Origin of the sequence: Oceaniferula spumae, assembly GCF_042849255.1 — a bacterium.
In the GTDB taxonomy this organism is placed as follows: domain Bacteria; phylum Verrucomicrobiota; class Verrucomicrobiia; order Verrucomicrobiales; family Akkermansiaceae; genus Oceaniferula; species Oceaniferula spumae.
This window is the reverse complement of the sequence record NZ_AP026866.1, coordinates 4505834-4529136: the sequence shown is the minus strand read 5'-3', so window position 1 is coordinate 4529136 and position 23303 is coordinate 4505834. Positions and strand designations below refer to the sequence as shown.

At 52.5% G+C, this 23303-nt stretch carries 19 protein-coding genes and 1 pseudogene; 15 read left to right on the top strand and 5 right to left on the bottom strand.

Annotated features, from left to right (window positions below; genetic code table 11):
- Nucleotides 1-109: 109 nt before the first annotated feature.
- Entirely contained in the window at nucleotides 110-1501 is a 1392-nt protein-coding gene (locus ACSPJT_RS19325) for an apolipoprotein N-acyltransferase (RefSeq protein ID WP_435894199.1), read from the bottom strand.
- A 78-nt stretch (nucleotides 1502-1579) separates the two neighbouring features.
- Nucleotides 1580-2986, bottom strand: coding sequence for a sulfatase family protein (locus tag ACSPJT_RS19320; protein ID WP_435894198.1), 1407 nt, complete (start codon nucleotides 2984-2986; stop codon nucleotides 1580-1582).
- A gap of 154 nt (nucleotides 2987-3140) precedes the next feature.
- Here ACSPJT_RS19320 and purB point away from each other — a divergent pair, with 154 nt between their 5' ends.
- From purB to ACSPJT_RS19300, 4 genes are all read left to right on the top strand, one after another.
- The gene (gene purB / locus ACSPJT_RS19315) at nucleotides 3141-4559 is read left to right on the top strand and encodes an adenylosuccinate lyase (RefSeq protein ID WP_435894197.1); all 1419 of its coding nucleotides are present in this window, start codon (nucleotides 3141-3143) and stop codon (nucleotides 4557-4559) included.
- Nucleotides 4560-5009: 450 nt separating this feature from the next.
- Nucleotides 5010-6227, top strand: a complete 1218-nt coding sequence (locus tag ACSPJT_RS19310; RefSeq protein ID WP_435894196.1) for an ATP-dependent Clp protease proteolytic subunit — start codon at nucleotides 5010-5012, stop codon at nucleotides 6225-6227.
- A 196-nt stretch (nucleotides 6228-6423) separates the two neighbouring features.
- Nucleotides 6424-7251, top strand: coding sequence for a hypothetical protein (locus tag ACSPJT_RS19305; protein WP_435894195.1), 828 nt, complete (start codon nucleotides 6424-6426; stop codon nucleotides 7249-7251).
- A complete protein-coding gene (locus tag ACSPJT_RS19300; protein WP_435896213.1) occupies nucleotides 7252-7437 on the top strand; it encodes a PEP-CTERM sorting domain-containing protein in 186 nt (61 codons plus the stop codon). It begins immediately after the preceding gene.
- Between the two features lie 74 nt (nucleotides 7438-7511).
- On the opposite strand, the gene ACSPJT_RS19295 is transcribed toward ACSPJT_RS19300, so the two are convergent.
- Nucleotides 7512-9977, bottom strand: a complete 2466-nt coding sequence (locus ACSPJT_RS19295) for a c-type cytochrome (protein ID WP_435894194.1) — start codon at nucleotides 9975-9977, stop codon at nucleotides 7512-7514.
- 63 nt (nucleotides 9978-10040) lie between these two features.
- Here ACSPJT_RS19295 and ACSPJT_RS19290 point away from each other — a divergent pair, with 63 nt between their 5' ends.
- Entirely contained in the window at nucleotides 10041-11216 is a 1176-nt protein-coding gene (locus ACSPJT_RS19290; protein WP_435894193.1) for a redoxin domain-containing protein, read from the top strand.
- A gap of 2 nt (nucleotides 11217-11218) precedes the next feature.
- Here the strand turns inward: ACSPJT_RS19290 and ACSPJT_RS19285 are convergent, their stop codons facing one another.
- Nucleotides 11219-11545 carry a putative quorum-sensing-regulated virulence factor gene (locus tag ACSPJT_RS19285; protein WP_435894192.1) on the bottom strand — a complete coding sequence of 109 codons (327 nt, stop codon included), beginning with the start codon at nucleotides 11543-11545 and terminating at the stop codon, nucleotides 11219-11221.
- A gap of 176 nt (nucleotides 11546-11721) precedes the next feature.
- Between ACSPJT_RS19285 and ACSPJT_RS19280 the strand changes: the two genes are divergently transcribed.
- From ACSPJT_RS19280 to ACSPJT_RS19245, 8 genes are all read left to right on the top strand, one after another.
- A complete protein-coding gene (locus tag ACSPJT_RS19280) occupies nucleotides 11722-11964 on the top strand; it encodes a glycine zipper family protein (RefSeq protein WP_435894191.1) in 243 nt (80 codons plus the stop codon).
- A gap of 301 nt (nucleotides 11965-12265) precedes the next feature.
- Nucleotides 12266-13777 (top strand): cellulose synthase family protein, encoded by a 1512-nt coding sequence (locus ACSPJT_RS19275; RefSeq protein WP_435894190.1) that lies wholly within the window; start codon nucleotides 12266-12268, stop codon nucleotides 13775-13777.
- 40 nt (nucleotides 13778-13817) lie between these two features.
- A complete protein-coding gene (locus ACSPJT_RS19270; RefSeq protein WP_435894189.1) occupies nucleotides 13818-14489 on the top strand; it encodes a L,D-transpeptidase family protein in 672 nt (223 codons plus the stop codon).
- A gap of 182 nt (nucleotides 14490-14671) precedes the next feature.
- Nucleotides 14672-14929: a 30S ribosomal protein S20 gene (gene rpsT, locus ACSPJT_RS19265; RefSeq protein ID WP_435894188.1), complete on the top strand. Its 258-nt coding sequence runs from the start codon at nucleotides 14672-14674 to the stop codon at nucleotides 14927-14929.
- Between the two features lie 170 nt (nucleotides 14930-15099).
- Nucleotides 15100-15333: a hypothetical protein gene (locus ACSPJT_RS19260; RefSeq protein ID WP_435894187.1), complete on the top strand. Its 234-nt coding sequence runs from the start codon at nucleotides 15100-15102 to the stop codon at nucleotides 15331-15333.
- Nucleotides 15334-15363: 30 nt separating this feature from the next.
- Nucleotides 15364-15822, top strand: coding sequence for a transcription elongation factor GreAB (locus ACSPJT_RS19255; RefSeq protein WP_435894186.1), 459 nt, complete (start codon nucleotides 15364-15366; stop codon nucleotides 15820-15822).
- A 64-nt stretch (nucleotides 15823-15886) separates the two neighbouring features.
- Entirely contained in the window at nucleotides 15887-17248 is a 1362-nt protein-coding gene (gene argH, locus ACSPJT_RS19250) for an argininosuccinate lyase (protein ID WP_435894185.1), read from the top strand.
- A 91-nt stretch (nucleotides 17249-17339) separates the two neighbouring features.
- Nucleotides 17340-17810: a superoxide dismutase [Ni] gene (locus ACSPJT_RS19245; protein ID WP_435894184.1), complete on the top strand. Its 471-nt coding sequence runs from the start codon at nucleotides 17340-17342 to the stop codon at nucleotides 17808-17810.
- 85 nt (nucleotides 17811-17895) lie between these two features.
- Here the strand turns inward: ACSPJT_RS19245 and purD are convergent, their stop codons facing one another.
- Entirely contained in the window at nucleotides 17896-19149 is a 1254-nt protein-coding gene (purD, locus tag ACSPJT_RS19240) for a phosphoribosylamine--glycine ligase (protein ID WP_435894183.1), read from the bottom strand.
- A gap of 784 nt (nucleotides 19150-19933) precedes the next feature.
- Here purD and ACSPJT_RS19235 point away from each other — a divergent pair.
- Both ACSPJT_RS19235 and metG read left to right on the top strand, forming a co-directional pair.
- Nucleotides 19934-21661, top strand: a complete 1728-nt coding sequence (locus ACSPJT_RS19235) for a SurA N-terminal domain-containing protein (RefSeq protein WP_435894182.1) — start codon at nucleotides 19934-19936, stop codon at nucleotides 21659-21661.
- 67 nt (nucleotides 21662-21728) lie between these two features.
- A pseudogene (metG, locus tag ACSPJT_RS19230) lies at nucleotides 21729-23291 on the top strand (methionine--tRNA ligase); the annotation flags it as partial.
- Between the last annotated feature and the right edge of the window lie 12 nt (nucleotides 23292-23303).

The window sequence follows — 23303 nt, the reverse complement described above, 5'->3', positions numbered from 1 at the left end:
TACGCTGAGCGATGCCATTCCGAACGATCAATGACACGATCACTCGGCACGCATCACGAGCATCCCTAGCGAATCCCAGTAATAGCTGAAGTCATGCTTTCCTGCCTATTCACGTATCCCCCAAGCGATCTCTCCGTCTGCTGATTACTCCCGCAGCTGCCAATGCTATCATCCACACGGCTCCCGCACAGGTTATGATCCACGGAAACAACCAGCCGATGCGGGTGTAGATGGTCAGCCTATGGTCTTTGCCAATTTCAGCTGTTAGAACACCTTCATCAATGATGGGGATGGATACTACTCGGTTACCATTCGGATCGATGACTTGGGTCATCCCCGATGTCGCTGCTACAGCGATCCATCTGCCGTTTTCTGCGGCACGGTGACGGAAGAGTTCGGCGTGTTGGTAATGCTCCATCTCACCCCAATGAATCGCGTCCATGCTGGGGATGGCAAAGAACTCTGCTCCGTCTTTGGTCATGCGTCTGATGACATCTTGATAGTCGCTGTCGAAACAAATGGGGGTGCCTATTTTTCCGTGGACTGTCTGCACAGCCTTTGCCTCGGTTCCAGCTAGACCATCGTCGAAGAAGTGGACTGTATGGTTTTTATAATGCTCTCCTAGAAAGCTTTCACCGTCCAAAGTCAGCGCTGTATTTCGCCAAGCATCGTCGGGCGCGGCAGTCTGGGTGCCTACGACCATAACCGCGTCTGTTTCTTTGGCAAACTTGCTGAGCTGTCGGTTCCGCAGCACGTTCTTTTTGATATCAAAGGGTAATGCGTATTCTGGCCAGATGATGACATCGACCGTTTTTTCACCTTCGGATGTGACGGTTCGGGTCAACTCCATGTATTCCTCGATCATGGCTCCCTCACTCTGCACGGCGGCAATGCGCACGGAGGTATTTTCAGGAGACGCTTTGTGATTTTGAATGATCGGAGCGACTAACAACCCAACCATCAGAATTGCGCCTGCGATGATGTGGCGCTTTTTCTGACAAATGAGAGCGGCTGCCAGAATCAGGAAAAAGCTGGCTCCCGAAACACCTAACACCGGAGAGATGCAAGTAGGCCCTAGGCCGGTGCCTGGTGTCATCCATGGAAATTTCAGGTAGAAGATTTCCGACCGATAAAACTCCATTGTCAGCCACCAGCAAGAGGCAAAAAGTGCCGAGGCCCATCCGGCTCCGTAACGTTTCTGCGCGATGACATAGCCCCGATTAAAAAAGGCCGTGAATAAGGCCATGATCATGACAAGCGGCACAACCATGTGTGGAGCAGAAGCAAACACATCGCGTAACCACGACATCGTCACCCCGTAAAAAATACCCCCATGGAGCAAACCCAAATACATCGCTTGCGACGGTTTGGCATCTCGTAAGGCAAACAAGAGCGGCACCCAAGCAATCACGGCAAAGGCGGCCATACCATACGGAGGAAACACCAGGATACCCAGCCCCGCACTAACGATCACCAAGAGTAGACGGATACCTATATTCATGGTTCAGGCTAACATCACGAGAGAGATACGAACAATGTATTATCTCGATGAAATGATTGATGAAACTGATGCCAGACTCTAACGCGCAATGCCGGGTGCTCTATTTCCCTTGCCTTTCGCACCTGTCAGGTTGTCGCCTAACTCCTCGCGCATGGCGGCGGCGAGAGCTTGCATTTTTTTCACCACATCCGGATGGTCGGCGATGACATTGTTCTTTTCGCCGATGTCTTTACGTAGGTTGTAAAGCTCCAGTCCAGTCTTCAGCCAAACATATTTACCTGGGCGACCGTCTTTACCGGGGTGAACGCGTGCATCACGCCACTTGTGAGGAAAGAGCAATTTCCAGTCGCCCATGCGCATGGCCTCCAGCTCATTCGTTCCATAATAGAAGAAATACGCATCGTGTGGATTCTTTGCACCCTCTTCGTTCGTGATTAGTGGCCAAACATTCTTACCGTCGATTTTCAGTTCCGGCAACGGTTGGTCTAACAACTTACAAATCGTAGGCAAAATATCGATGGTCATCATCATGTGGTTGTTGGTCACGCCAGCGGACAGTTTCTCTGGCCATCGCATGATGCAAGGCACTCTGACGCCACCCTCCATGGTGGTGCCTTTGGAGCCTCTGAGAGGACCCGTGCCGCCCCCATAATTCCCGTAAATCATCCACGGGCCGTTGTCGGATGCGAAGATGACCCAGGTGTTTTTCTCGATACCGTTTTTCTTGAGTGCGTCCATCACCTGCCCCACGGACCAATCGATTTCCTGCATCACATCGCCGTAAAGGCCCTGCTCCGAGCTGCCTTTGTATTTCGGTGAAACATAGAGGGGAACGTGCGGCATCGAGTGGGCGAGGTAGAGGAAAAAGGGTTTGTCCTTCGAGCGACGGATGAAGTCGACAGCGCGCTCGGTGTACCAAGTGGTTAGATAGGTCTGATCCTGCAGATAGATGATGTTCTTATCGCCATCTACCAGTGGCAAAGGGTAAGGAATGTAGTCAGGCTTGGTCAGCACGGGGCCCTTTGCCCACATATCGTTGGAGTACGGCAGACCGAGGTATTCATCGAAACCGTGGTGGATCGGCAGGAACTCTTTCTGATGACCGAGGTGCCATTTCCCCACCATGCTTGTCGCGTAACCGGCCTTTTTACAGACCTCCGCAATGGTCGTCTCCTTAGCATCCAGCCCTTTGTTGCCTGCTGGGAAAAGTGCGCCATGAATACCGAGTCGATTCGAGTAGCAGCCAGTGAGCAATGAAGCCCGGGAGGCCGAACACACCGGTTGGGAGACATAAAAATCGGTGAATTTTACACCCTCCGCAGCGAGTTGGTCGATGTTTGGAGTCTTCCAGCCTTTGGCCCCGTAGCAGCCCACGTCTCCGTAGCCTTGGTCATCCGTGTAAATAATGACGATGTTGGGTTTTTCTGCGGCCTGCAGGCAGGAAATCAGCAACGCTGCTATGAGTGAGACGGAGTAAAAATGCATACCGTATACTAGCTCTCCGATGAAGGGCTCAATCAAGCCTTATTCCACGGCGACGCCATTCGGGTCGTTTTCCATTTGTCACCCGCGCCATTTCCGTATTGATTCGCCCCGTCATCCTGACACCCGATTCCTGACACCTGTCCCCTGATAAACCATGATACCCAACGTCCTCGCCGAACGCTACGCCTCCCCTGCCATCTCATCCATCTGGTCTGCCGAAGGCCGCATCGTGCTGGAACGCGAGTTCTGGATCGCGGTGATGAAGGCTCAGAAGGATCTCGGTCTGGACATTCCGCAGGAGGCGATCGATGCCTACGAAAAGGTCAAGGATCAGGTGAATCTCGCCTCGATCATGGAGCGCGAGCGTATCACCCGCCACGATGTGAAAGCTCGCATCGAGGAATTCTGTGATCTCGCCGGACATCAGCACATTCACAAAGGCATGACCTCCCGTGACCTCACGGAAAATGTGGAGCAGCTTCAGGTGTATCGTTCGCTTCTGGTCATTCGCGACAAAACCGTGGCGACACTCGCGCAGATGAAAAAGCGCTCGCAGCAGTGGCGCGATTTGATGATCACCGCACGCACCCACAACGTGGCAGCCCAGCCGACCACCTTCGGCAAACGGATCGCGATGAACGGTGAGGAACTGTTAGGAGCGCTGAGTATGCTCAACCATTTGATTGAAACTTATCCGGTGCGTGGACTCAAGGGCGCGGTCGGAACGCAGATGGATCAGCTTTCCCTCTTCGATGGCGATGCCGACAAGGCTCTGCAGTTAGAAGCCAAGGTTTGCGCCCACCTCGGGATTCCAGAGGTTTACACCAACGTCGGCCAAGTTTACCCGCGTTCGCTCGACATGCGTACGGTTTCCATTCTCGCGGACATCGCTTCCGGTCCATCCTCACTGTGCAGAACCCTGCGACTGATGGCGGGTCACGAGACAGCCAGTGAGGGATTTGCCAAAGGCCAGACCGGCTCCAGCGCAATGCCGCACAAGATGAACTCCCGCTCCTGCGAGCGAGTCAACGGTTTCCACGTCATCCTCAAAGGCCATGTCACTATGGCGGGCGGACTGGCTGGCGACCAGTGGAACGAGGGCGATGTCTCCTGCTCGGTGGTGCGTCGATTGATGTTGCCTGATGCCTTTTTCGCCCTCGATGGACTGTTTGAAACTTTCCTCACCGTGCTCGGCCAGATGGATGCTTATCCAGCGGTCATCGAGGCGGAGAACAACCACTACCTCCCCTTCTTGATGACCACCACCATCATGATGGAGGCGGTGAAGGCCGGAGTCGGTCGCGAAACCGCGCACAAGGTGATCAAGGAGCACGCCGTGGCCACCGTCAACGACCTGCGCGATGGCAGCATCCGCGAGAACGATCTGCTGGAGCGACTGTCCGGCGACGACCGCATTCCGCTGAGCTACGAGCAACTGCATGCCCTGCTGCAAGAAGGACGGGAAAATACCGGAACCGCTCGCAGCCAGGTGGATCATTTCGCCGCCGCCGTCGGTGAGCTGGAATCCGCTCACCCTGACGCTGCCAGCTACCAGCCTGGGGCTATTTTGTAGATTTTTTGGCAGTTTTTGTGGAGATCGGTCGGATCTGCAGGATCAGACCGATCTTTTTCATCCATGTAAAACACTCATCATTAGCGAGTAATGATGTAACCCTCATTATTTGGCATTTTTTCTCACTTTTCTTCGAACGTTTTCGAGAGTGGGCGGTCTATGTATTACGAGAGCAGCGTGAAAGCGTCGTTCTTATTCATGTAAGGGTGAATTGCAGATGTCAGCTTTGATTTCGTTATCAGCGTGTTGAAGTTGTAATCTCGGAAAAGCCGTAGAAAGGGTCCCCCCCGTTCTGCGGCTTTTTTCTTGTACGGATATTTGCTGAGCGACAGGCGCTTGATCGGTTTGTCTCAAGCCCGTGAGGACTGGGATGCAAATCTGAATTTTGGAAAATCCTGATTGTTTTCCGGAACGGCGCACGTATCGTCCTCGGTCATTGAATCCGCTCCTATGAAACATTCTATACTCACCACTGCCTGCCTAGCCTCGCTCTGTGGCACCTCTTTTGCCCAAGAAACTGCCAAAGCCCCCACCCCACCAGCCGTCAAGGCGGTTGAAACCGAACAGACCAAACTCGTTGCGGAAAATGCCCTGCAGGCGGAAAAGCTCAAAAAAGAACTCACCGAGATCCGAGCTCGCGTAGCCAGGCTCAAGCTGGAGAAAGAAGCCCTGGCCGAAGAGCTGGCACTGGCCCAACTGAAAAAACAGAAAGCCACCGAAGCAGCTGACACTGAGTTTCACCTCAAACAAAAGGCACTTTCTGAGGCCGCAGAGCTTTCCAAGCAAGAGGCTGCTCACGCTCAAAATGAATTAAAAATCTTACAAGCCGAATGGGGCATGAAAACCACCAAGCTTGAGGGCGAGATTGCAGCATTGGAAGCACAGAAAAAACGCGATGAATACGCCAACGCCAAGCCGGTCTACTTGGAAAATCCACTCAAGGATGACGGCACTCTGGTGATTTCTGATCGCCGCATCTCCATGAACGGCCCCGTCACCATGGCCACCGCTGATCACATCACTGCGCGGATCAATTATTTCAACAACAAGGATTCCAAGCAACCGATCTTCATCGTCATCGACTCCTCCCCTGGAGGATCAGTCATGGCCGGATACCGTATCCTTAAGTCAATGGAAGGCAGCAATGCCCCGGTCTACGTGGTGGTGAAGTCGTTCGCCGCCTCGATGGCAGCCTCCATCTGCACCTTGGCAGAAAAATCATACGCCTACCCGAACTCCGTGATCCTGCACCACCAGATCAGCTCGACCATCATGTTCGCCAATTTGAACCTGACTCAGCAAAAGGAATTCTATGAGGAGTCCCAGCAGTGGTGGAAACGCCTCGCCGGCCCGATCGCTAAGAAAATGGGCATCAGCACCGAAGAATTTATCCAGAAGATGTATGCCAAGACGACCTCAGGCGACTGGACAGAGTTCGGCACCGAGGCTCAGAAACTGAAGTGGGTCGACCACATTGTAGATCGCATCCACGAGACTTCCCTGCTGAAAAATCCAGATGCACAAAAAGCCCCCGCCCCCACAGCGATGGCAAACGGCCTCAAAGAAACCGTCGATGAAAAAGGCAAACCCTGTGTCTACCTTCCACGACTGACCCCCAAAGACTGCTATTTCCTCTACAACCGCGATGGCTATTATCGCATGAAGTAGCCCTTTCAGATTCATCTCTCCAAAGCCTCTCTGCCAATTCTTGGCAGAGAGGCTTTCTAGTGGATAAAGATAGGGCAATGGAGAACTGAAGAACAGATCAGCCTCTCGCATCGTTTCTTTTCACGATCCATCGTTATATTTACCGAGATCTGTATAGTTATTGATTTACTATGCACTCCACGCCATGCATCAGCCAATGACCTTAATCTCAAAGAAAATATCACTTAATTCAGCCCTGCTGCTTACAGGAGTTATGCTAACTGGAGTTGCGCAAGGAGCTATCTCATCCACAGCAAACGGAAACTACACGAACGGAGCCACATGGACCGGCGGTGCTGCGCCAGTGAACGGTGAGGACTATATCATTGAGAACAATGTGGAACATGCAGGTGGAGGCACCTACGGTCTGGCTGGAGACAGTGTCACGATCAATTCCGGATTCCTCAGATTTACAGGTAACCCGGTGGGCGGCGATCCTGACAACATATCCAATATCACAGTCAATAACTTGGGACTTAATGGCGGCCAACTACATTTCAGATCGTCCAATCAGTATTCCCGCGTGATGAACCTCAACAGCGGCTTGGACGTAATGGCTGATAGCCAAATCCGCATCGGTGATGGAGGCGAGCAGTTCAGTATGAATATCAATTTGAATGGCCCGATTTCAGGTTCGAGCGATCTTCAATTTCTCTCGAACGGTGGCAATGATGCTGGCGATATTCAGAACCTCAACATTACGAGTGATAATGTTGGTTTTTCTGGAGACTGGTCGATCAACTCCATCGATTCAGGGGTTGGCTCACTCAACGCCAATGCAGCCAATGCTCTGGGTATAGGCGCCCTTGTTCTAAATACTCGCAGCCGCCTGGTTGCAGGCGCCACTGGTAGTCTTGATAGTTTGCTAGGCATCACGCTCAATGAAAGTAGCTCCACTCTGGTTCTGAACAATGCGTGGACCAATAGCTCCGCCAGCCTCGATATAGTGGACGGCAGTCTCGATTTAGCGGACTCAGCATCCTAAATCGGTTCGCTGGTTATTGCCGGTAATAATGTTGGCCCCGGAACCTATGGCGCAGATGATCTGACCAACCTTGGCTTTGGAGGAACCTATACCGGCACTGGTTCCATTACCATCGTTCCTGAACCTTCCAGCTCAGCTCTATTAGGGCTCGCCGGGATTGCATTGGCTCTTCGCCGTCGCAAATAAGCCGACTATTCAAAAAATCACTCAAACCCTCGCTGCTATCTGGCCGCGAGGGTTTTCTGTTTTCACTCCCCTCGCTATTTCAAATTCATCAAATAGCCCATCAGGTCTCGGAGTTCCTCTTTATTGAGGCGATTGATCAATGCTGGAGGCATCGGGGAAACTGGCGAGGGAACGATGGATTTGATATCGGTCCTGGCCACCTCAATTGTCTTGGAGAAATCAAAGGCATTGGTTGCGATGATTAGAATCTCATCTTTTTCATCTAGCACCTTGCCGGTGACAAATGTTCCGTCTCGCTTGGTGATCAGGCTGAACTCATATTGATCAGAAATCGTTTTGTCCGGCATGATAATCGCCTCGGCGAAATCCTTGAGTTGGAATCGACCAGCCGCGTGGCTCAAGTCCGGGCCAGCAGAGCCCCCCTGTCCTCCGACGCTATGACATGCGGCACAGAGAGTGGCGCGGAACATGCGTTCGCCATTTTTCAAATCAGCTTTGTCGAGGTCTTTGATCCCAGCAACATTGGCCACACTCCAATTTTTGCCAGGGCCCTTGACGGGTGGCAGGTCTTTGAATGGGTCATGAACAACTCCGAGCTTCCAGGCGGCGATCTTCTTCCGCTCTGCTTCTGTGGCATTGGTAAGCGCATCTTTGCGGATGTTTTTGATGAAGCCCTTGTAGCTCATGCCGCCGCTTTTCTGTTCGGCGAGACTGAACCATGTGAAATACTGGCGTCGTTGTTCCTCGGTCCATGGAGCTTTCACCACCCGTAGGCAGTAGGCGTAGTGCATGTTTTGCGCCGACGGGAAATTGCTTAGCATTCCAATGACATCCTTACCGTAGCGAGCATTCCGGCTAGCCAGCACAGCCCAATCTGGAGGAGTTTCCTTTTTCTCCTCGGCCATCAAGCTGAGAGTCTTGGCCACAACCGTTGGTGATTGCAGATAGCTCAAAATCCGGCAGAGTTCACGGTTCACAGATTCATCCTCATCAGGGAAATGTGCATCTAACTGAGCTATCAAATCGGCATCTCCCTTGCCATGTCTGGAAATCAACAGGGCCTCGGCACGAAGCAACTCCAACTTACCTTCCGTGTTGAGCTTGGGAAAATCCAAGGCAGCAAGCTGTTCCAACATACGATGAGCGTCTGACTTCTCTCCTTGGTGTGCGACCGCTACGGCGACCTGACAGAGTGTGCGTGGATTTTTTTCCGCTGTTACTTTTTCCTGCCATTGAGAGATCGGCAGGTGTTCCAATGCGACACGAGCCGCGTATCGAACAGCCCGATCGTCATGACCGAGTGCCGACCAAATTACAGCCAGGTCTTTCTGCCCAACGAGTTGATCACGGAGAGCAAATCCAGCTGGGGCCTTGCTCGGTTTCACCGGAGCCACTGAATCATTTCCAGTATAAGAAACGCGATACAGCGCTGACTCCGTTCTGCGTCCTCCGGCCAGAAAATACATGGCTCCATCGTGGCCGATCACAGCATCAGTGACAGGCAAGCCGGTGCTTGTTAGAAACTCCTCTTTTTCCGCCACATAACTCGCCCCCTTGGGTTGAAGATGGATCGCGTAGATCGTGGCAAATGTCCAATCGAGAGCATAAATCGCCCGCTGGTATCGCTCAGGGAATTTGGCGCCAAGTCCAGAGACTACTCCAGTCGGTGAGCCAGGGCCGATGTCTAACACCGGTGGTTTGCTATCGAGATAATACTCCGGCCACTTGCCAGTGCCATTGCGCCATCCATACTCACTGCCGCTGGTAACTTCGCAGATGCGTGTAGGACGATACCATGGCGTTCCAAAATCCCACTCCATATCCGAATCATACGTGAACAGGTGGCCGTGTTCATTGAAAGCCAGGCCAAAGGCATTGCGGTATCCTTGACTGACGAGCTCCCACCGTTTTCCATCGGGAGTAAAACGCGCCACCCAACCGCCGGGAGCCATCATGGTGCGTGCATGTCCACGTGCATCCGGTTGACGTGGCAACAAATGGTCTTCTGCCCAATTTTTACCTCCATGGTAGTAATCGATGTCAGCTGGCGGAGGGCTGTGGTTTCCAGTTGTCACGTAGATCCATTCTCCGTCAGGTGACGCGACCAGACCATGCGGCCCGTGCTCTCCACCTCGACGCAACGCTTTGAAAAGCTCTACTTGATCGAGTTCACCATCGCCATCGCTATCAGTCACTTTATATACCCCGCCCTCCACGACGGCATTCTCGGAAACCGATGCGTAGAGCGCTCCTTTGAACCATAATAGACCGTGTGCGCCACCCATTTTCACCTTAAGAGGCTCCACTTTCAGAGGTTTCAAAGTGATCCGGAAAAGTCCGCCGTATTGATCCGATGTGATGAGTCGGCCTTGGTCATCCACTGTCATGGACACCCATGACCCCTGAGTTTTTTTCGGGACTTGATAGATTTTTTCCAGTTGGAAGCCCTCGGCCAGTTTTACATCTGGGTCTGTATCACCCAATACAGATGTATTGAGGGTGCATGCTGTTAAGAAAAGTAATGCGCTCGTTTTGAACATGACTGCATTACGTGAGACACGATCTTTTCTTGCCAGCCTAAAATTGGACAGCATACTTCACTTATGAGACTCAGATTACTCTCCGCTGTTTATCCTTTGATGGCCATCGCTACATCAGCTTCGCTGATCGCCAAGCCGGAACCCGTTAAGACTCTCGCCATTGGTGCGGACGCGCCAGACTTCTCGCTTCCCGGTGTGGATGGCAAAAACTACACCCTCAAGGATTACTCAGAAGCCAAGGCGCTGGTGCTTGTTTTCACTTGTAATCATTGCCCTGACGCCCGTGCAGCGCGAGGAAAAGTGATCGCCCTCCATGAAGATTACAAAGACAAAGGCGTGGCTGTGGTCGCCATCTCCGGCAACGATGACAAGGCACTTCGACTCGATGAACTTGGCTACTCCGTTTACGGAGACTCTCTGGAAGATATGAAAAATGTTGCCAAGGAAGAGGGTTATAAATTTGCCTATTTGTACGATGGATTAACCCAAAAAGCGACCAAAGCCTACGGCGCGGTGTCCACTCCTCACGTGTTTGTTTTCGATGCCGAAAGAAAGCTCCGCTATCAAGGCCGCATCGACGACGCCCGACGCAGCCGAGCCAACAAAGGAACTCCCTATGTTAGAGAAGCTCTCGACGCCATGTTAGCAGGCCAGCCGGTCAAAACAGAGACCACTCGCCCCTTCGGCTGCTCCACCAAGTGGTCATGGAAACGAGACGCAGTGGCCGAGGACAACGCCAACTGGAAGGCACTGCCTGTCACACTAGAAGATCTCGATACAGAAACGGCCAAATCTCTCGCAGCAAACAAAACCGAGAAACTCCGTGTGATCAACTTCTGGTCCACCACCTGCGGCCCATGCATCGCCGAGTTCCCTGAATTGATCGAGACCTACCGTCGGTTCCAGAATCGCCCTGTCGAAGTCATCACCATCAGCTCGGACCCTGTGAAGGATCGTGCCAAAGTGGAAAAATTCCTCACTTCCCAGCAAGCGGCACTTTCTCGTCGCACCATAGGTTCCGTGAAAAAAGAAGGCCGCAAATCAAACAACTACATCTACACAGGCGACAACCTCGACCACTTGGCCGAAGCCATCGATGCAAAATGGAACGGCGCCCTGCCTCACACCGTGATCATCACCCCGGGAGGTAAAGTCATTTGGCGCCACAATGGTCGGTTCGATGCCGTGGAACTCCGTCGTGCCATTGTTGGTTATCTAGATGGTTTGACTGGTGAGTAACCTTACTCACCAAAGTCCACGGAGTCGCCACGCTTGTTTTTCCGTTTTCTAACACTGACTCTGCCGCCTCGTGCCTGGCGCATGGGATCGAAGATGCTGTCCATGCCGACATCCTTGATTTCACAAACTGATGCCATCAGCTCGCCGAGCCTGCCTTTCGGGAATCCTCGCTCTTTGAACCAGTGCAAGTATTCCGGCGGCAGGTCCATGATCGGGAGGCCGCGCGGTGGAAATTTCTCTGGACCAAATCGGCCGAAGGGCATGAAAGCATTGCCTATTTCCCCCAGCAAATTGCGGAAGTCCTCTCGGTCGATCTCAGTGAAGTCCATGCGTCGGAATGTAGCCGCCAGATGACCGTGGCGCAATCACCACGTGAGGGCGTATAATACCCAACTTTTCTTGAATACTTCTTGAGGAATTCCGTCTCTACCATAGAGTGAGTAGGAATGAGGGCATTTTTTACTTCGTCCTACTTCACCCCAAACAACTGATACAAATAATCATTATGAAAAAAATACTTACTCTTACAGCCGTTGCTGCTTCCGCTATTTCTCTTTCAAGCTGCGGTCCTGGCGTTCGCCCTGCTCACAATGACGCTGCAGTCGGTGCAGGAATCGGTGCCCTCGGTGGCGCAATCATCGGTAACCAGTCCGGCCACGCTGCTGAAGGTGCCCTGATCGGTGCTGCTGTTGGCGGTGGTACTGGCTACGCAGTTGGCCGCGGCAAAGAGCGCCGTGCAGGTTACTAAACCTAGCAACCATCATTCTTCAAGAGGTGGCACTGCATGTGCTGCCTCTTTTTTTGTGACTGGAAACCACTGTCTTTCATTAGAATCGAGGCTAAAAATACTCCGATTTTTTACAGGCAAACGATATGTCAGATCGCAAATTCACTACCTTTCCGGTCAAAAACATGGCTCGATCGATCCTTGACAACGCCCAGTAACCCAAGTAATACGCCGCCGCACTGAGACAGTTTAACTCACTGGATCAGCCACGGCACTCGCTGACCAATAACTCTCTCACAATCAATTACCCCACACTAACATCATGGACTGGCTTTGGTATTCTTCTTACTTCCTCGTTCTCATCGGACTCTCTGGCTATGGTTTTCACCGCCTGATGATCCTGACGCTTTATTTGAAGCATTCTCGCAAGCAGCCAGAACCTCTTCGCCAGTTTGAAGAACTGCCATTGGTGACCGTTCAGCTCCCATGTTTCAACGAAATGCACGTGATGGAGCGCCTTTTGGACTCCGTTTCTGCGATGGATTACCCGAAGGACAAGCTTCAGATCCAAGTACTCGACGACTCCACGGATGAGACCACCGAGATCTGCAAAGCTGAGGTCGCCAAACTCATCGAGCGCGGATTTGACGCCGAACACGTTCACCGCACCGATCGCACAGGTTACAAAGCCGGAGCCTTGGAAAACGGCACCGAAACTGCCAAGGGCGAATACCTTTTCATTCTCGACGCCGACTTCGTGCCTAAGCCGGATGTTCTGAAAAAGACGATTCACTACTTCACCGATGAAAAAATCGGCATGATCCAGACCCGCTGGGAGCACATCAACCGCACCTTCAATGCTCTGACCCGCGTTCAGGCCATGTTCCTTGATGGCCACCTCGAGCTTGAGCAAACCGCACGTAACCGCAGCGGCCGTTTCTTCACCTTCAATGGCACCGCCGGAATCTGGCGCAAGTCCTGCATCGCTGATGCTGGCGGCTGGGAACACGACACCCTCACCGAGGACATGGACCTCAGCTACCGTGCCCAGCTTAAGGGCTGGAAGTTCATCTTCCTCAACAACGTCACGACACCTGCCGAGCTCCCAGTTGACATGGAAGGCTTCAAGAGCCAGCAGCATCGCTGGACCAAAGGTTCCATCCAAGTTTGCAAAAAAATCCTTCTCGATATCTGGAAAAGCAAAGCTCCTCTGTTCTGCAAGATGGAAGCCACAGCACACCTGACTTCCAACTTTGCCTACCTTCTGTTGTTCCTTCTCTGCTTCCTCATTTACCCCAAGCAGCACTCCGAACTCAGCTGGCTGGCCGAAAATGGAATTTCCGAGCACCTGCTCAATTTCCCGATCTTCTTCTTCGGCTCCGTCTCCGTAGCGATGTTCTACATCATGAGCCAGAAGGCCTTACGACCAACTACTTGGCTCAAAGACATTCTTTACCTGCCCCTGCTCCTTGCCCTCGGCATCGGTATGTCAGTGAACAATGCCAAAGCCGTCATGGAAGCCATCTTCAATCACGAAACCAGCTTCGTACGCACTCCCAAACACGGGATCAACGGTAGCGAGAAGCAGGAAAAAGCCGCATTCAAGAAGAGCCGCTACAAAGCCATCAAATCCCTCACCCCGTTCGTTGAACTCGCCTTCGGCCTATTCTTCACCGTTGTGGTTGTGGATAATGTCTTGAACGCTAACTACGTGGCTGCCGTGCTGCTGTTACCTTTCCCAGCTGGCTTCTTCTACACTTCTGTGAGCTCCCTCTCTCAGCAGCTGCCGAGCCTTTTTGCCTCGCGTGCCACTGCCAAAACACCTAAAAAGTAAGGACTTGCGTTAGATTTTGAAGTTTGATAAACTCCCAAGCATGTCAGGTTCAACTCTTCTAGCAAAAGACGTTCACTCTGGAGCCAAACTTCCTTTCTTTTCCCGCATCAGCAAGATAGCATTACCGATGCTAGCTGCGATGGCCGCGGCATTCACACTCAGTAGCTGCGGCAATGGCAACCCCGACAACGGCGTTGTCATCAGCGTCAAGGATCAGCGTATGTTGCTAATCAAGAATGGCAAGCCAGTCAAAAGTTATCCGGTTTCAACTTCTAAATTCGGTCTCGGAGATCGACGCGGCAGCAACTGCACACCAGTCGGCCGTATGGAAGTCGCCAAGAAAATCGGCAAAGGAGCCCCTTCCGGTGCCGTGTTTAAAAGCAGACGCCGCACCGGCGAAATCCTTCCTCCTAACGCACCTGGCCGAGATCCGATCGTCAGTCGTATCCTTTGGCTCCGTGGCAAGCAGGGCAGCACCCGTAACGCCTTCAGCCGCTACATTTACATCCACGGCACCGCCGAGGAGTACACCATCGGCCACCCGCGCAGCTACGGCTGCATCCGCATGAAGTCCCGCGATATCATCGACCTCTACGGCGAGCTTGGCGTGGGATCCCAAGTGCACGTCATCAAAGGCCCTCTGCTCAGCACCAATGCAGGTAAGCATTACTTCGCTAACCACGCCAAATACCTTCCTGCCGCAGGAAATTAGCAGCTTGCAGAGCTTCGATTCTCCTCTCGAGAGAGGGAAAACGGACTTACCTAGCCATGACGGTGCAAAAACATCGTATTTTCCTCTCCATCGAGCTTGACAGATCCTCACAAATGAGTAGTTTCACCGCCCCGAAGCACGATCCAACGATCTTCTAATCAACTTCTTCCAACAGTCCTACCATGGCCAACACCAAATCAGCTCTCAAGCGCGTGCGTCAGAACCAAACTCGCGCCGCCCGCAACAAGTCCCTCTCCACCCGCATGAAGACTCTTCGCAAGAAGACTCTCGCTGCTGCTGAAGCTGGCGACAAAGAGACAGCACAGAAGACATTCTCCGAGTTTGCTTCCGCTGTCGACAAGTGCGCGAAAAACAACATCATTCACAAAAACAAGGCTGCCAACGTAAAGAGCAAGACTCAGAAGCACCTTGTGAGCTAATTGCCGCAAGCAATTAAAAACTTTCTAAAGCGGCTCCGGTATTCGGCGCCGCTTTTTTTATCTCCGACATTCGGCAATTGAACGGGATTCTTTATTTCCTGAATAGCTCAAACACTTGTCCGCCCTTTTTCCTAGACAAGCCTCCTTCCCGATACAACATTTCCCATAAGATGACCTCCACATCACATACCCAGTCCAGATTGGATAAGGCCAAGGAAATTGCCAACAACCCTGGCAATTACAAGGTCTGTGAGGGCTGCGATTCCATCGTAGGCTCCGGCACCATCATCTGCCCGAACTGCCACGGATATCGTTTCGATCCTGAGGCAGCCCGTGTTGTCGACCAAGCGGTCTGGCTCGGATGCCGTGAGCAAACCTCCGTCACCTCCGAGGATCTGCACTGATCGCTCCACGTTTTTACTTTTTCCAGTTCCATGAAACAGGAACTTGTCCAGCGCATTGCCGCTCGGCTGAAACAACAACTTCTCACCATGACCGAGGCTGCGAAAGCCTCCAATGCCGCGTCAACTGGTGACGAAGGAAAAGCCGAGGGAAAATACGACACCCGCGCGCTGGAGGCATCCTACCTAGCCGGTGCCCAAGCCGAGCAAAGCAAGACCATCGCTCGCTCACTGCACGTATTCGAGAACCTCGAACTGGAGGAATTTTCTTCCGATGCAGAAATCGGCCCCGGCGCTCTGGTCGAGACCGAGCTTGATGGCGAGATCAGCTATTACCTGCTGACACCTTGCGCCGGTGGTATTTCATTCGAGTACGAACTCGGCGAGCTGACCACCCTCTCCCCCGAAGCCCCGCTCTATCAGAAGCTGCTAGGCTGCGAAACGGGTGATATTTTGGAAGACTCGGGAATGATGATTCTGGAGATCCGTTAATTTTCCGTGTCTTCCGCAGATTCAGTGGTTTGCAAAAGTCTCCATCAAGGGTAAGACTCCGCGCATGTGGAAAGGACGATTTGCTAAAGCTACCGCTGACCTAGTTCAACAATACGGAGAGTCGATCTCTTACGATTGGCGTTTGTACAAACACGATGTCGCAGGATCGATCGCTCACGCGCGCGCGCAGGTGAAAGCCGGGCTACTCACAGATGAGGAATTCACCAGTATCGAAAACGGCCTGCGTGAAGTCGAAGCTGAAATCGAGGGTGGTAACTTTGAATTTTCGATCGAACTTGAGGACATCCACATGAACATCGAGTCAGCGCTGACCAAGAAAATTGGTGCCGCTGGAGCGAAACTTCACACCGCACGCTCGCGCAACGATCAAGTCGCTACCGACACTCGCCTCTATTGTCGGGAGGAAATCGATCAGCTCACCAGACAGCTCAGCGAATTACAGTCGGCTCTTCTCTCTCAGGCAGAAAAGAATGCCGCTTCGGTAATCCCCGGCTACACCCACCTGCAGCGCGGCCAACCTGTGACCGTTGGGCATCATCTGTTAGCCTATGTGGAAATGTTAGACCGCGATAAACAACGCCTGTCGGACTGCCGTAAACGGGTCAATGTTTCCCCGCTAGGATCCGGCGCTCTTGCTGGATCCACCATCAACCTCGATCGCCAACAGATCGCCGACGAGCTTGGCTTCGACCGCGTCACCACCAACTCGATGGACGCGATTTCCGACCGCGACTACATCGCTGAGTTTCTTTTTGCCATGGCTCTGGTCGGCACCCATCTTTCTCGTCTATCTGAAGATCTCATTCTCTGGTGCAGTTCCGAGTTTGGCTTTGCGACACTATCAGATGCCCACACCACTGGCTCCTCGCTGATGCCTCAGAAAAAGAATCCCGACGTCTGCGAACTGACTCGTGGTAAAACTGGCAGACTTTACGGAAACCTCGTTGCGCTTCTAACCGCAGCCAAGGGACTCCCTCTGACATACAACCGTGATCTGCAAGAGGACAAGGAACCTCTGTTCGACTCCATTGACACCTTGAAACTCGCCCTATCGGTCAACACCGAGATGATCGCCGATATGGAGATCAATGTCGAAAACTGTGAAGCCGCAGCATCTGATCCACTTCTGTTAGCGACCGATCTCGCTGACTACTTGGTAAAAAATGGTGTCCCCTTCCGTCAGGCGCATGAGTTAGTAGGTCTGGCCGTGGCCGCAAGCGTGACATCCAAGACCCCATTGGACCAACTCGACCTCACCACCATCTCCGAGCACTATGGCGCGGATGCCAAAGATGTCTTCGATTTGCAAACGGCTCTGGCTGCGCGAACCAACCCAGGCGCACCGAGCGTAGATAATGTGAAGGCAGAGGTGGAGCGTTGGAAAAAATCTCTAGCACCCTCATAGTGAAGGCCTAGCTCTGCGCAATCAGCCTAGCTCGAATACACTAAAAAATTTACGTGCAGCCGCGAGCATCCGTGCTTAGTGTACGGTCGTTATGAAAACTTATCTAACCATTGCTACTGCAGCCGTCCTTTCATTTGCCGCCGTGCCTAACATCTCGGCCCACTGCCAGATCCCCTGCGGCATTTACACGGATGATACTGTGCTGAAAGACCTTCACACACATCAGGAAACAATCGCCAAGGCGATGAAGGAAATCGCGGATCTCTCAAAAGATCCAGGCAAGAACGCCAACCAGCTGACCCGCTGGGTGATGAACAAGGAGGATCACGCATCCAAGATCCAGCAGACGATGTTAGACTACTTTCTGGCCCAGCGTCTGAAGACCGAGGAGATGGAGTCAGACAAGGAAGCCTACCTTGATAAACTCGCACTGTGCCACAATGTCATCGTGTTGGCGATGAAGTGCAAACAAACGGCGGATCCTGAAAACGCCACTAAGCTGCACGCCGCGATCGACAAGTTCGCCACGGCATACAGCGCAGCGCAAGCCAAGAAAGGCTAAGTCATCACAGCGATCACCGCTTTCATAATCCGGCACGGTTCACACCGGGCCGGATTTTTTTTATCTGCAACTTGGCCAAGCAGCATCAGAAATGCATCCTGCCGATGTCGGTGCGCTTCTGGGCACCATCGAAGCTGATTTTTTCCAGTTCGGCATAGGCGGCGTCGACTGCTGTTAGCCGGTCTTCACCACTGGCGACTACGGCGAGCACTCGGCCGCCGTTGGTTTCCCATTCGTTGGTATCGCAGTTGTAGCGTGTACCTGCGTGGTAAACCCGGGCATTTTTCAGATCCATCAGACCGGAAATCACATCGCCACTACGTGAGCTGACCGGATACCCGGCACTGGCTAGGATCAGGCAAACACTCCAGCCTTCATCAAAGCTGAGAAGATCAGGCTCCATGTTGCCCTTTGCTGCCGCGTGGCAGAAAGCTGCGATATCTCCCTGCACCAGCGGCATGACGGCCTGGCACTCAGGATCGCCGAAACGACAGTTATACTCGATGATTTTCGGCCCGTCCTTGGTCAGCATCAGGCCGAAGTAAAGATAACCGCGGTAAGGCAGGTCGTCTTTGACCAATCCATCCACGGTGGGTTTGACGATGGTCTTTTCGATTTCAGCGAGCGTGTCGGCATCGATGAGTTGACGACTGGCTACCGCGCCCATGCCGCCAGTGTTAGGGCCTTCATCATTGTCACCAATGCGTTTGTAATCCCTTGCTGGGGTGAAAATCAAATACTCGTCATCGCAGACTGCCGCGAAAATCGAAACCTCGGGGCCGACCAAACATTCTTCAACCAACAAGCGGCCTGCTCCGAATTTTCTCTCAACGAGAACCTCGTTCAAAAACTCTTCAGCACTCGCTTCATCGGCACAAACTGCGACGCCCTTGCCAGCCGCCAGTCCGTCGAACTTCAGCACGGTTGGATATTGGCCATTGATGGCTGCGCGGGCTTCATCGATATCAGCACAGCCTGTGGCCGCCCCTGTAGGAATGTTGTGACGCAGCATGAACTCCTTGGCAAATTCCTTGCTGGCCTCGAGCTGGGCCGATTGCTTGTGCGGTCCCCAACATGGGATGCCCGCTTTTTCACATAAATTCGCCAAACCCTCGTCCTTCACCAGATAGCTTTCCTCACCGGCGACGCAGAGGTCGATTTCATTCTCGCTCATCCAATTGATCAGTTCGTGCAGCCCTTCTACCTTCACGCTTTTAGCGAGTGGTTCAATGGCATCACTGCCTGGGAAACAGAACAACTCAGTCTCGGTTGGGGATTCGACTAAAGCGGTGATCAGGGCGTGTTCACGCCCTCCTTTGCCTACAACAAGAATTTTCATCGCGGGGAATGAAGCGAAGGCCGCCGTTCTAAGCAAGTGTTTCCCTGTCGATGACCTGAATTTTTATCGGCAAGGCTCTAAAAACAAAGGATTTCACAGCTTTGAGCATTATTCTCAAAAAAAAGACAACAAACTTCGAACATTCACAAAACTTGGATGTCTATCCTTATGAAAGACGCTGTTGTTGGCGGCTTTCGGGTGAACAAAAAATGCAGTTGTCAGCTTTCAGACCGTGATATGTCAGTGTCACCACCCCAAATACCGGAAGTTGATTAATTCAAGCCGCAGGAGTCCTCCAACTCCTGCGGCTCTTTTGTATCAGGATCTGACCTAAATATAGCCCTGAAATACTAAGCATTCCCTTATATTCTCTAGAGTGGTATTTTTTTCTGAAAAATTTGAACGTCGATCGAAGAATTCTGTCTAACTGGTGTGTGAGAGGAGAAAGGCGGGGCTCCCGATGCCTTAATTCGATCACACAGGGTAAATTCATAGTAATCCTGAACGACAGATTCATAGCTGTTGTTTCGGACAAACAAGACAAGTCGGCACGCGTGCCACCTGCCAGACAAAATATAGCCGGCCTCGGGAGATTCCTGTCTCTCCCGAGGCCGTTTTATTTGATTAACGGCGGCCACGTGGGCAAAGATGGCGAACTGCCCGTATTTGAGGCGGTTTCCCGTTGTTTAGTATTGCTACGCAGGTTTTCTGCCCCTAAGTTCCCGCGCCTGTCCGGCGGTCCGGACAACCTGAAAATACATCCTTTTCTGCAATGATTGAAAACATGCGCAAATACACCGGCCTGATGGTCGTCGTTTTCGTCCTGCTTGGCGCAGGCTTCCTATTCACCATGAACGACATCGGCACTGGCGGTGGTGCCGGCGGCGGCAGCGGTCCTACCGTGCTTCAGGTCTATGGTGATTCCCTGGATCAGCAAAACTACAATCGCATGGGCGAGCAAACTTTGCAGCTGTGCTCCGAGACTGGCATGCACAACTACATCAACTTTTTGATGGCTCCCGATGCCGCTCAAATGCAGCAGGCACTCCAGCTGGGCCGTTTCGGAATGAACTATTTCACGATGATGCGCAACAATCTCACCACTCAGGAGCTGAACCGCTTCGTGGCGAATCGCATGATCCTGCAGCGTTCCATCGAAGAGATGGGGCTATACGCCAGTGAAGACGAAGTCAGTGAGGCCATCAAATCCCTCCCGACCTTTTCCGATCAAGGCAAATACAGCGAGGCAGCCTATTCCCTCTTTGCAGAGAAACGCTTGGGCAAACTCGGCATGACTGAGAAACACCTCCGCGATGTGATGCGTGAAAACCTCTGCCTCAACAAGCTGATCAACATCGTAGGTGGCGGACTTACTCCATCAAGAAGCGCAACTCAGGACCAACTGGAAGCCCAGATGCAGACCGTCACACTCGCAAAGGTTGTTCTCACCCGCGATAAATTCCTGGCAGCGGAAAACCCAACCGAGGAAGAAGTCAAAACCTACTGGGAAGCCCATCAGGACGCATACAAGACCGATGAAAAACGTCGTATTTCCTATCTCCTCCTGAATCTTCCAGAAGAAGCTGATGAGAGCGAAGAGGAAGAAAAAGATGACACCGCAGCTGAGACCGATCCAGCCAAGGCTGAGGAGGAAGAAAAGGCCAAAGCACTGGCCAAGGTAGCCGAGCAAACCGCTAAACGCGAAAAACGCGCACAAGCAGGCAAGGCTCTGACTCGTCAAATCCAAGAACTCTACGACAGCATCATCGATAGCGAAAACGACAAGAAACCTCTCGATTTCGACGCCATCGCAGCGAAGAAAGATCTCAAAGTCGTCAAGAGTGAGCTGTTCTCACGCTCAGAGCTGCCTGAAGAACTGCAAGGACTCACTCTGCGCGGTTCCTCTAACCAGAACCGCCCGCTGGCCGATGTTATTTTCGCCATGTCCATGTCAGACAACGCTTACAACCGCGTCTCCGCCCCTCTTCCGGTCGGTGAACACGGCTGGGTAGTGTTTGTGCTGGAGGAAGTGGTGGAGCCAGTGTTGCTCGACTACGAAGCCGCCAAGGACAAAGCCCGCGCTCAGCTCAGCTCCCAGAATGCTACGGACAAGGTGAAAAAAGCCGCTGAAGAAGCTCGCACCGCTGTTCTTGAGCTGATGAAGTCCGGCAAAGACTTTGACGCTGCAGTCCGTGAAAAAGGCCTGACTCCTGTTCAAGTGGGACCTTTCTCCAACAGCACCGCCCCTCCCAAGGACGAGCCAAGTGCTCAACAACTCCACAGCATCGCTGCAGGACTGAATCCTGGTGAGGTTTCCGAAACTATCAATGAGAACGATCGCTCACTCTTCTTCTTAGTCGAAAAACGTGAGCTTGAGGACACCGAGGAAAACAAACTTCGTGTGGACAATGCCATGCAGGCTGCCGAAATCGATCTCATGCTCAGAACCTACCTGAACTGGCTCAACCACCAGTATCAGAAAGCGGAGGTCAAGGCTCCTGAGATCGGGTAATCGTTTCGGGTTATCCAAGCCCGACGTCCCCCCATCGCTCTGATCAACTTCAACTGATCACTCACATCCCATGTACTATATTACCACCGCCATCGATTACACCAATGGCGCGCCGCACATCGGCCACGCCTATGAAAAAGTCCTCGCTGATGTCATCGCTAGATACCGCCGTCTGAACGGTGAGGATGCCTATTACCTAACAGGTGTCGACCAACACGGTCAGAAAGTCCAGCAGACAGCGGAAAAGGAAGGTGTCAATCCAGCCACCTTCGCCCAGCGCAACACCCGGAAGTTTCTCAAGCTCTGGGAAAAGCTCGAAGTGAATTACGATGGTTGGGCGGAAACCATGGACGATCGCCATAAGGCATGTGTCCAAAAAATCCTGCAGAAACTTCACGACGAAGGCCTGCTCTACAAGAAGGCTTACAAAGGCTTCTACTCCGTGCGCCAAGAACAATTCCTCACCGACAAAGAACGCGGCGAGGACGGCAAGTTTGGGGCCGAGTGGGGTGAGGTAACTGAAATCGAAGAGGAGAACTGGTATTTCAAACTCAGCGATCAAGTTGAGTGGATGCGTGCGTTTGTTGAATCTAACAAGGATTTCGTTATCCCTAACTTCCGCCACAGTGAAGTGCTGAATGCCATTGAACGTGCTGCAGATAACGACCTCTGTATTTCTCGTCCCAAATCTCGTCTGCGTTGGGGCATCGAGCTTCCTTTTGATACCGATTACGTCACCTATGTTTGGTTTGACGCCCTGATCAACTACATCTCCTTCGCAGGATACCTCGCAGAAGAAGGTAGTGAGCTGCCAAACTTCGAAGACCTATGGCCTGCCAATGTGCATGTTATCGGTAAAGATATTCTGGTGCCATCGCATGCGATTTATTGGCCTGCTATGCTTCACGCCATGGGCTTCGCTGACGACCAGATGCCCGCCCTACTCTGCCACGGCTGGTGGAACATTCGCGGTGAGAAAATGTCCAAGTCGATTGGAAACGTCGTCGATCCTGACGCTCTCGCCGATCAATTTGGTCCTGAAACGCTTCGTTACTATCTGGTGCGCGATATCGTCACCGGTAAAGACTCAGACTTTGATGCCGACCGGCTGGTCATGCTCTACAACACCGAGCTAGCCAACGATCTAGGGAACCTCTGCAACCGTGCGCTCAACATGAGCAAACGCTCACTCGGAGGGCTGATGGAAGTCAGTGACTTCGATGATGAAGACTGTCAGGCACTTCGCAAATCACTGAACGATGCGAAGATCGCTTATCAGGCTGCGATGGAAAACTATGACACTGCAGCTGCGTTGCAGGCGTTGAATAGCCACGTCAGTTTTTGTAACGGATTCGCAGAACGCAACAAACCTTGGGAACTTGCCAAGGACGAAAGCCAACGCCCAAGACTCTCCGCCGTGCTTTATCACATGGTGGAAAGTTGCGCGCATATAGCTGTGCTGCTCTCCCCCGTCACTCCCCAAGCTTGCGCCAAGATTCAGAACCAGCTCCGACTTCCTGAGCTAGCCGACAAAAAAATCAGCGATCTCAACTGGGGTCTGATCCCTGCTGGTCATGAAATCGGCAAACCGAAACCTGTGTTCCCACGGATTCAGATAGAGAGCGAATAAGGCAGGACGACT

Coding starts and splice junctions, on each gene's coding strand:
- ACSPJT_RS19270 (WP_435894189.1), top strand. CDS start 13,818: ATGTCAGGTTCAACTCTTCTAGCAAAAGACGTTCACTCTGGAGCCAAA.
- ACSPJT_RS19290 (WP_435894193.1), top strand. CDS start 10,041: ATGAGACTCAGATTACTCTCCGCTGTTTATCCTTTGATGGCCATCGCT.
- rpsT (WP_435894188.1), top strand. CDS start 14,672: ATGGCCAACACCAAATCAGCTCTCAAGCGCGTGCGTCAGAACCAAACT.
- ACSPJT_RS19325 (WP_435894199.1), bottom strand. CDS start 1,501: ATGAATATAGGTATCCGTCTACTCTTGGTGATCGTTAGTGCGGGGCTG.
- ACSPJT_RS19280 (WP_435894191.1), top strand. CDS start 11,722: ATGAAAAAAATACTTACTCTTACAGCCGTTGCTGCTTCCGCTATTTCT.
- ACSPJT_RS19260 (WP_435894187.1), top strand. CDS start 15,100: ATGACCTCCACATCACATACCCAGTCCAGATTGGATAAGGCCAAGGAA.
- ACSPJT_RS19275 (WP_435894190.1), top strand. CDS start 12,266: ATGGACTGGCTTTGGTATTCTTCTTACTTCCTCGTTCTCATCGGACTC.
- ACSPJT_RS19245 (WP_435894184.1), top strand. CDS start 17,340: ATGAAAACTTATCTAACCATTGCTACTGCAGCCGTCCTTTCATTTGCC.
- ACSPJT_RS19235 (WP_435894182.1), top strand. CDS start 19,934: ATGCGCAAATACACCGGCCTGATGGTCGTCGTTTTCGTCCTGCTTGGC.
- ACSPJT_RS19305 (WP_435894195.1), top strand. CDS start 6,424: ATGACCTTAATCTCAAAGAAAATATCACTTAATTCAGCCCTGCTGCTT.
- argH (WP_435894185.1), top strand. CDS start 15,887: ATGTGGAAAGGACGATTTGCTAAAGCTACCGCTGACCTAGTTCAACAA.
- purD (WP_435894183.1), bottom strand. CDS start 19,149: ATGAAAATTCTTGTTGTAGGCAAAGGAGGGCGTGAACACGCCCTGATC.
- ACSPJT_RS19255 (WP_435894186.1), top strand. CDS start 15,364: ATGAAACAGGAACTTGTCCAGCGCATTGCCGCTCGGCTGAAACAACAA.
- ACSPJT_RS19310 (WP_435894196.1), top strand. CDS start 5,010: ATGAAACATTCTATACTCACCACTGCCTGCCTAGCCTCGCTCTGTGGC.
- ACSPJT_RS19285 (WP_435894192.1), bottom strand. CDS start 11,545: ATGGACTTCACTGAGATCGACCGAGAGGACTTCCGCAATTTGCTGGGG.
- ACSPJT_RS19295 (WP_435894194.1), bottom strand. CDS start 9,977: ATGTTCAAAACGAGCGCATTACTTTTCTTAACAGCATGCACCCTCAAT.
- purB (WP_435894197.1), top strand. CDS start 3,141: ATGATACCCAACGTCCTCGCCGAACGCTACGCCTCCCCTGCCATCTCA.
- ACSPJT_RS19320 (WP_435894198.1), bottom strand. CDS start 2,986: ATGCATTTTTACTCCGTCTCACTCATAGCAGCGTTGCTGATTTCCTGC.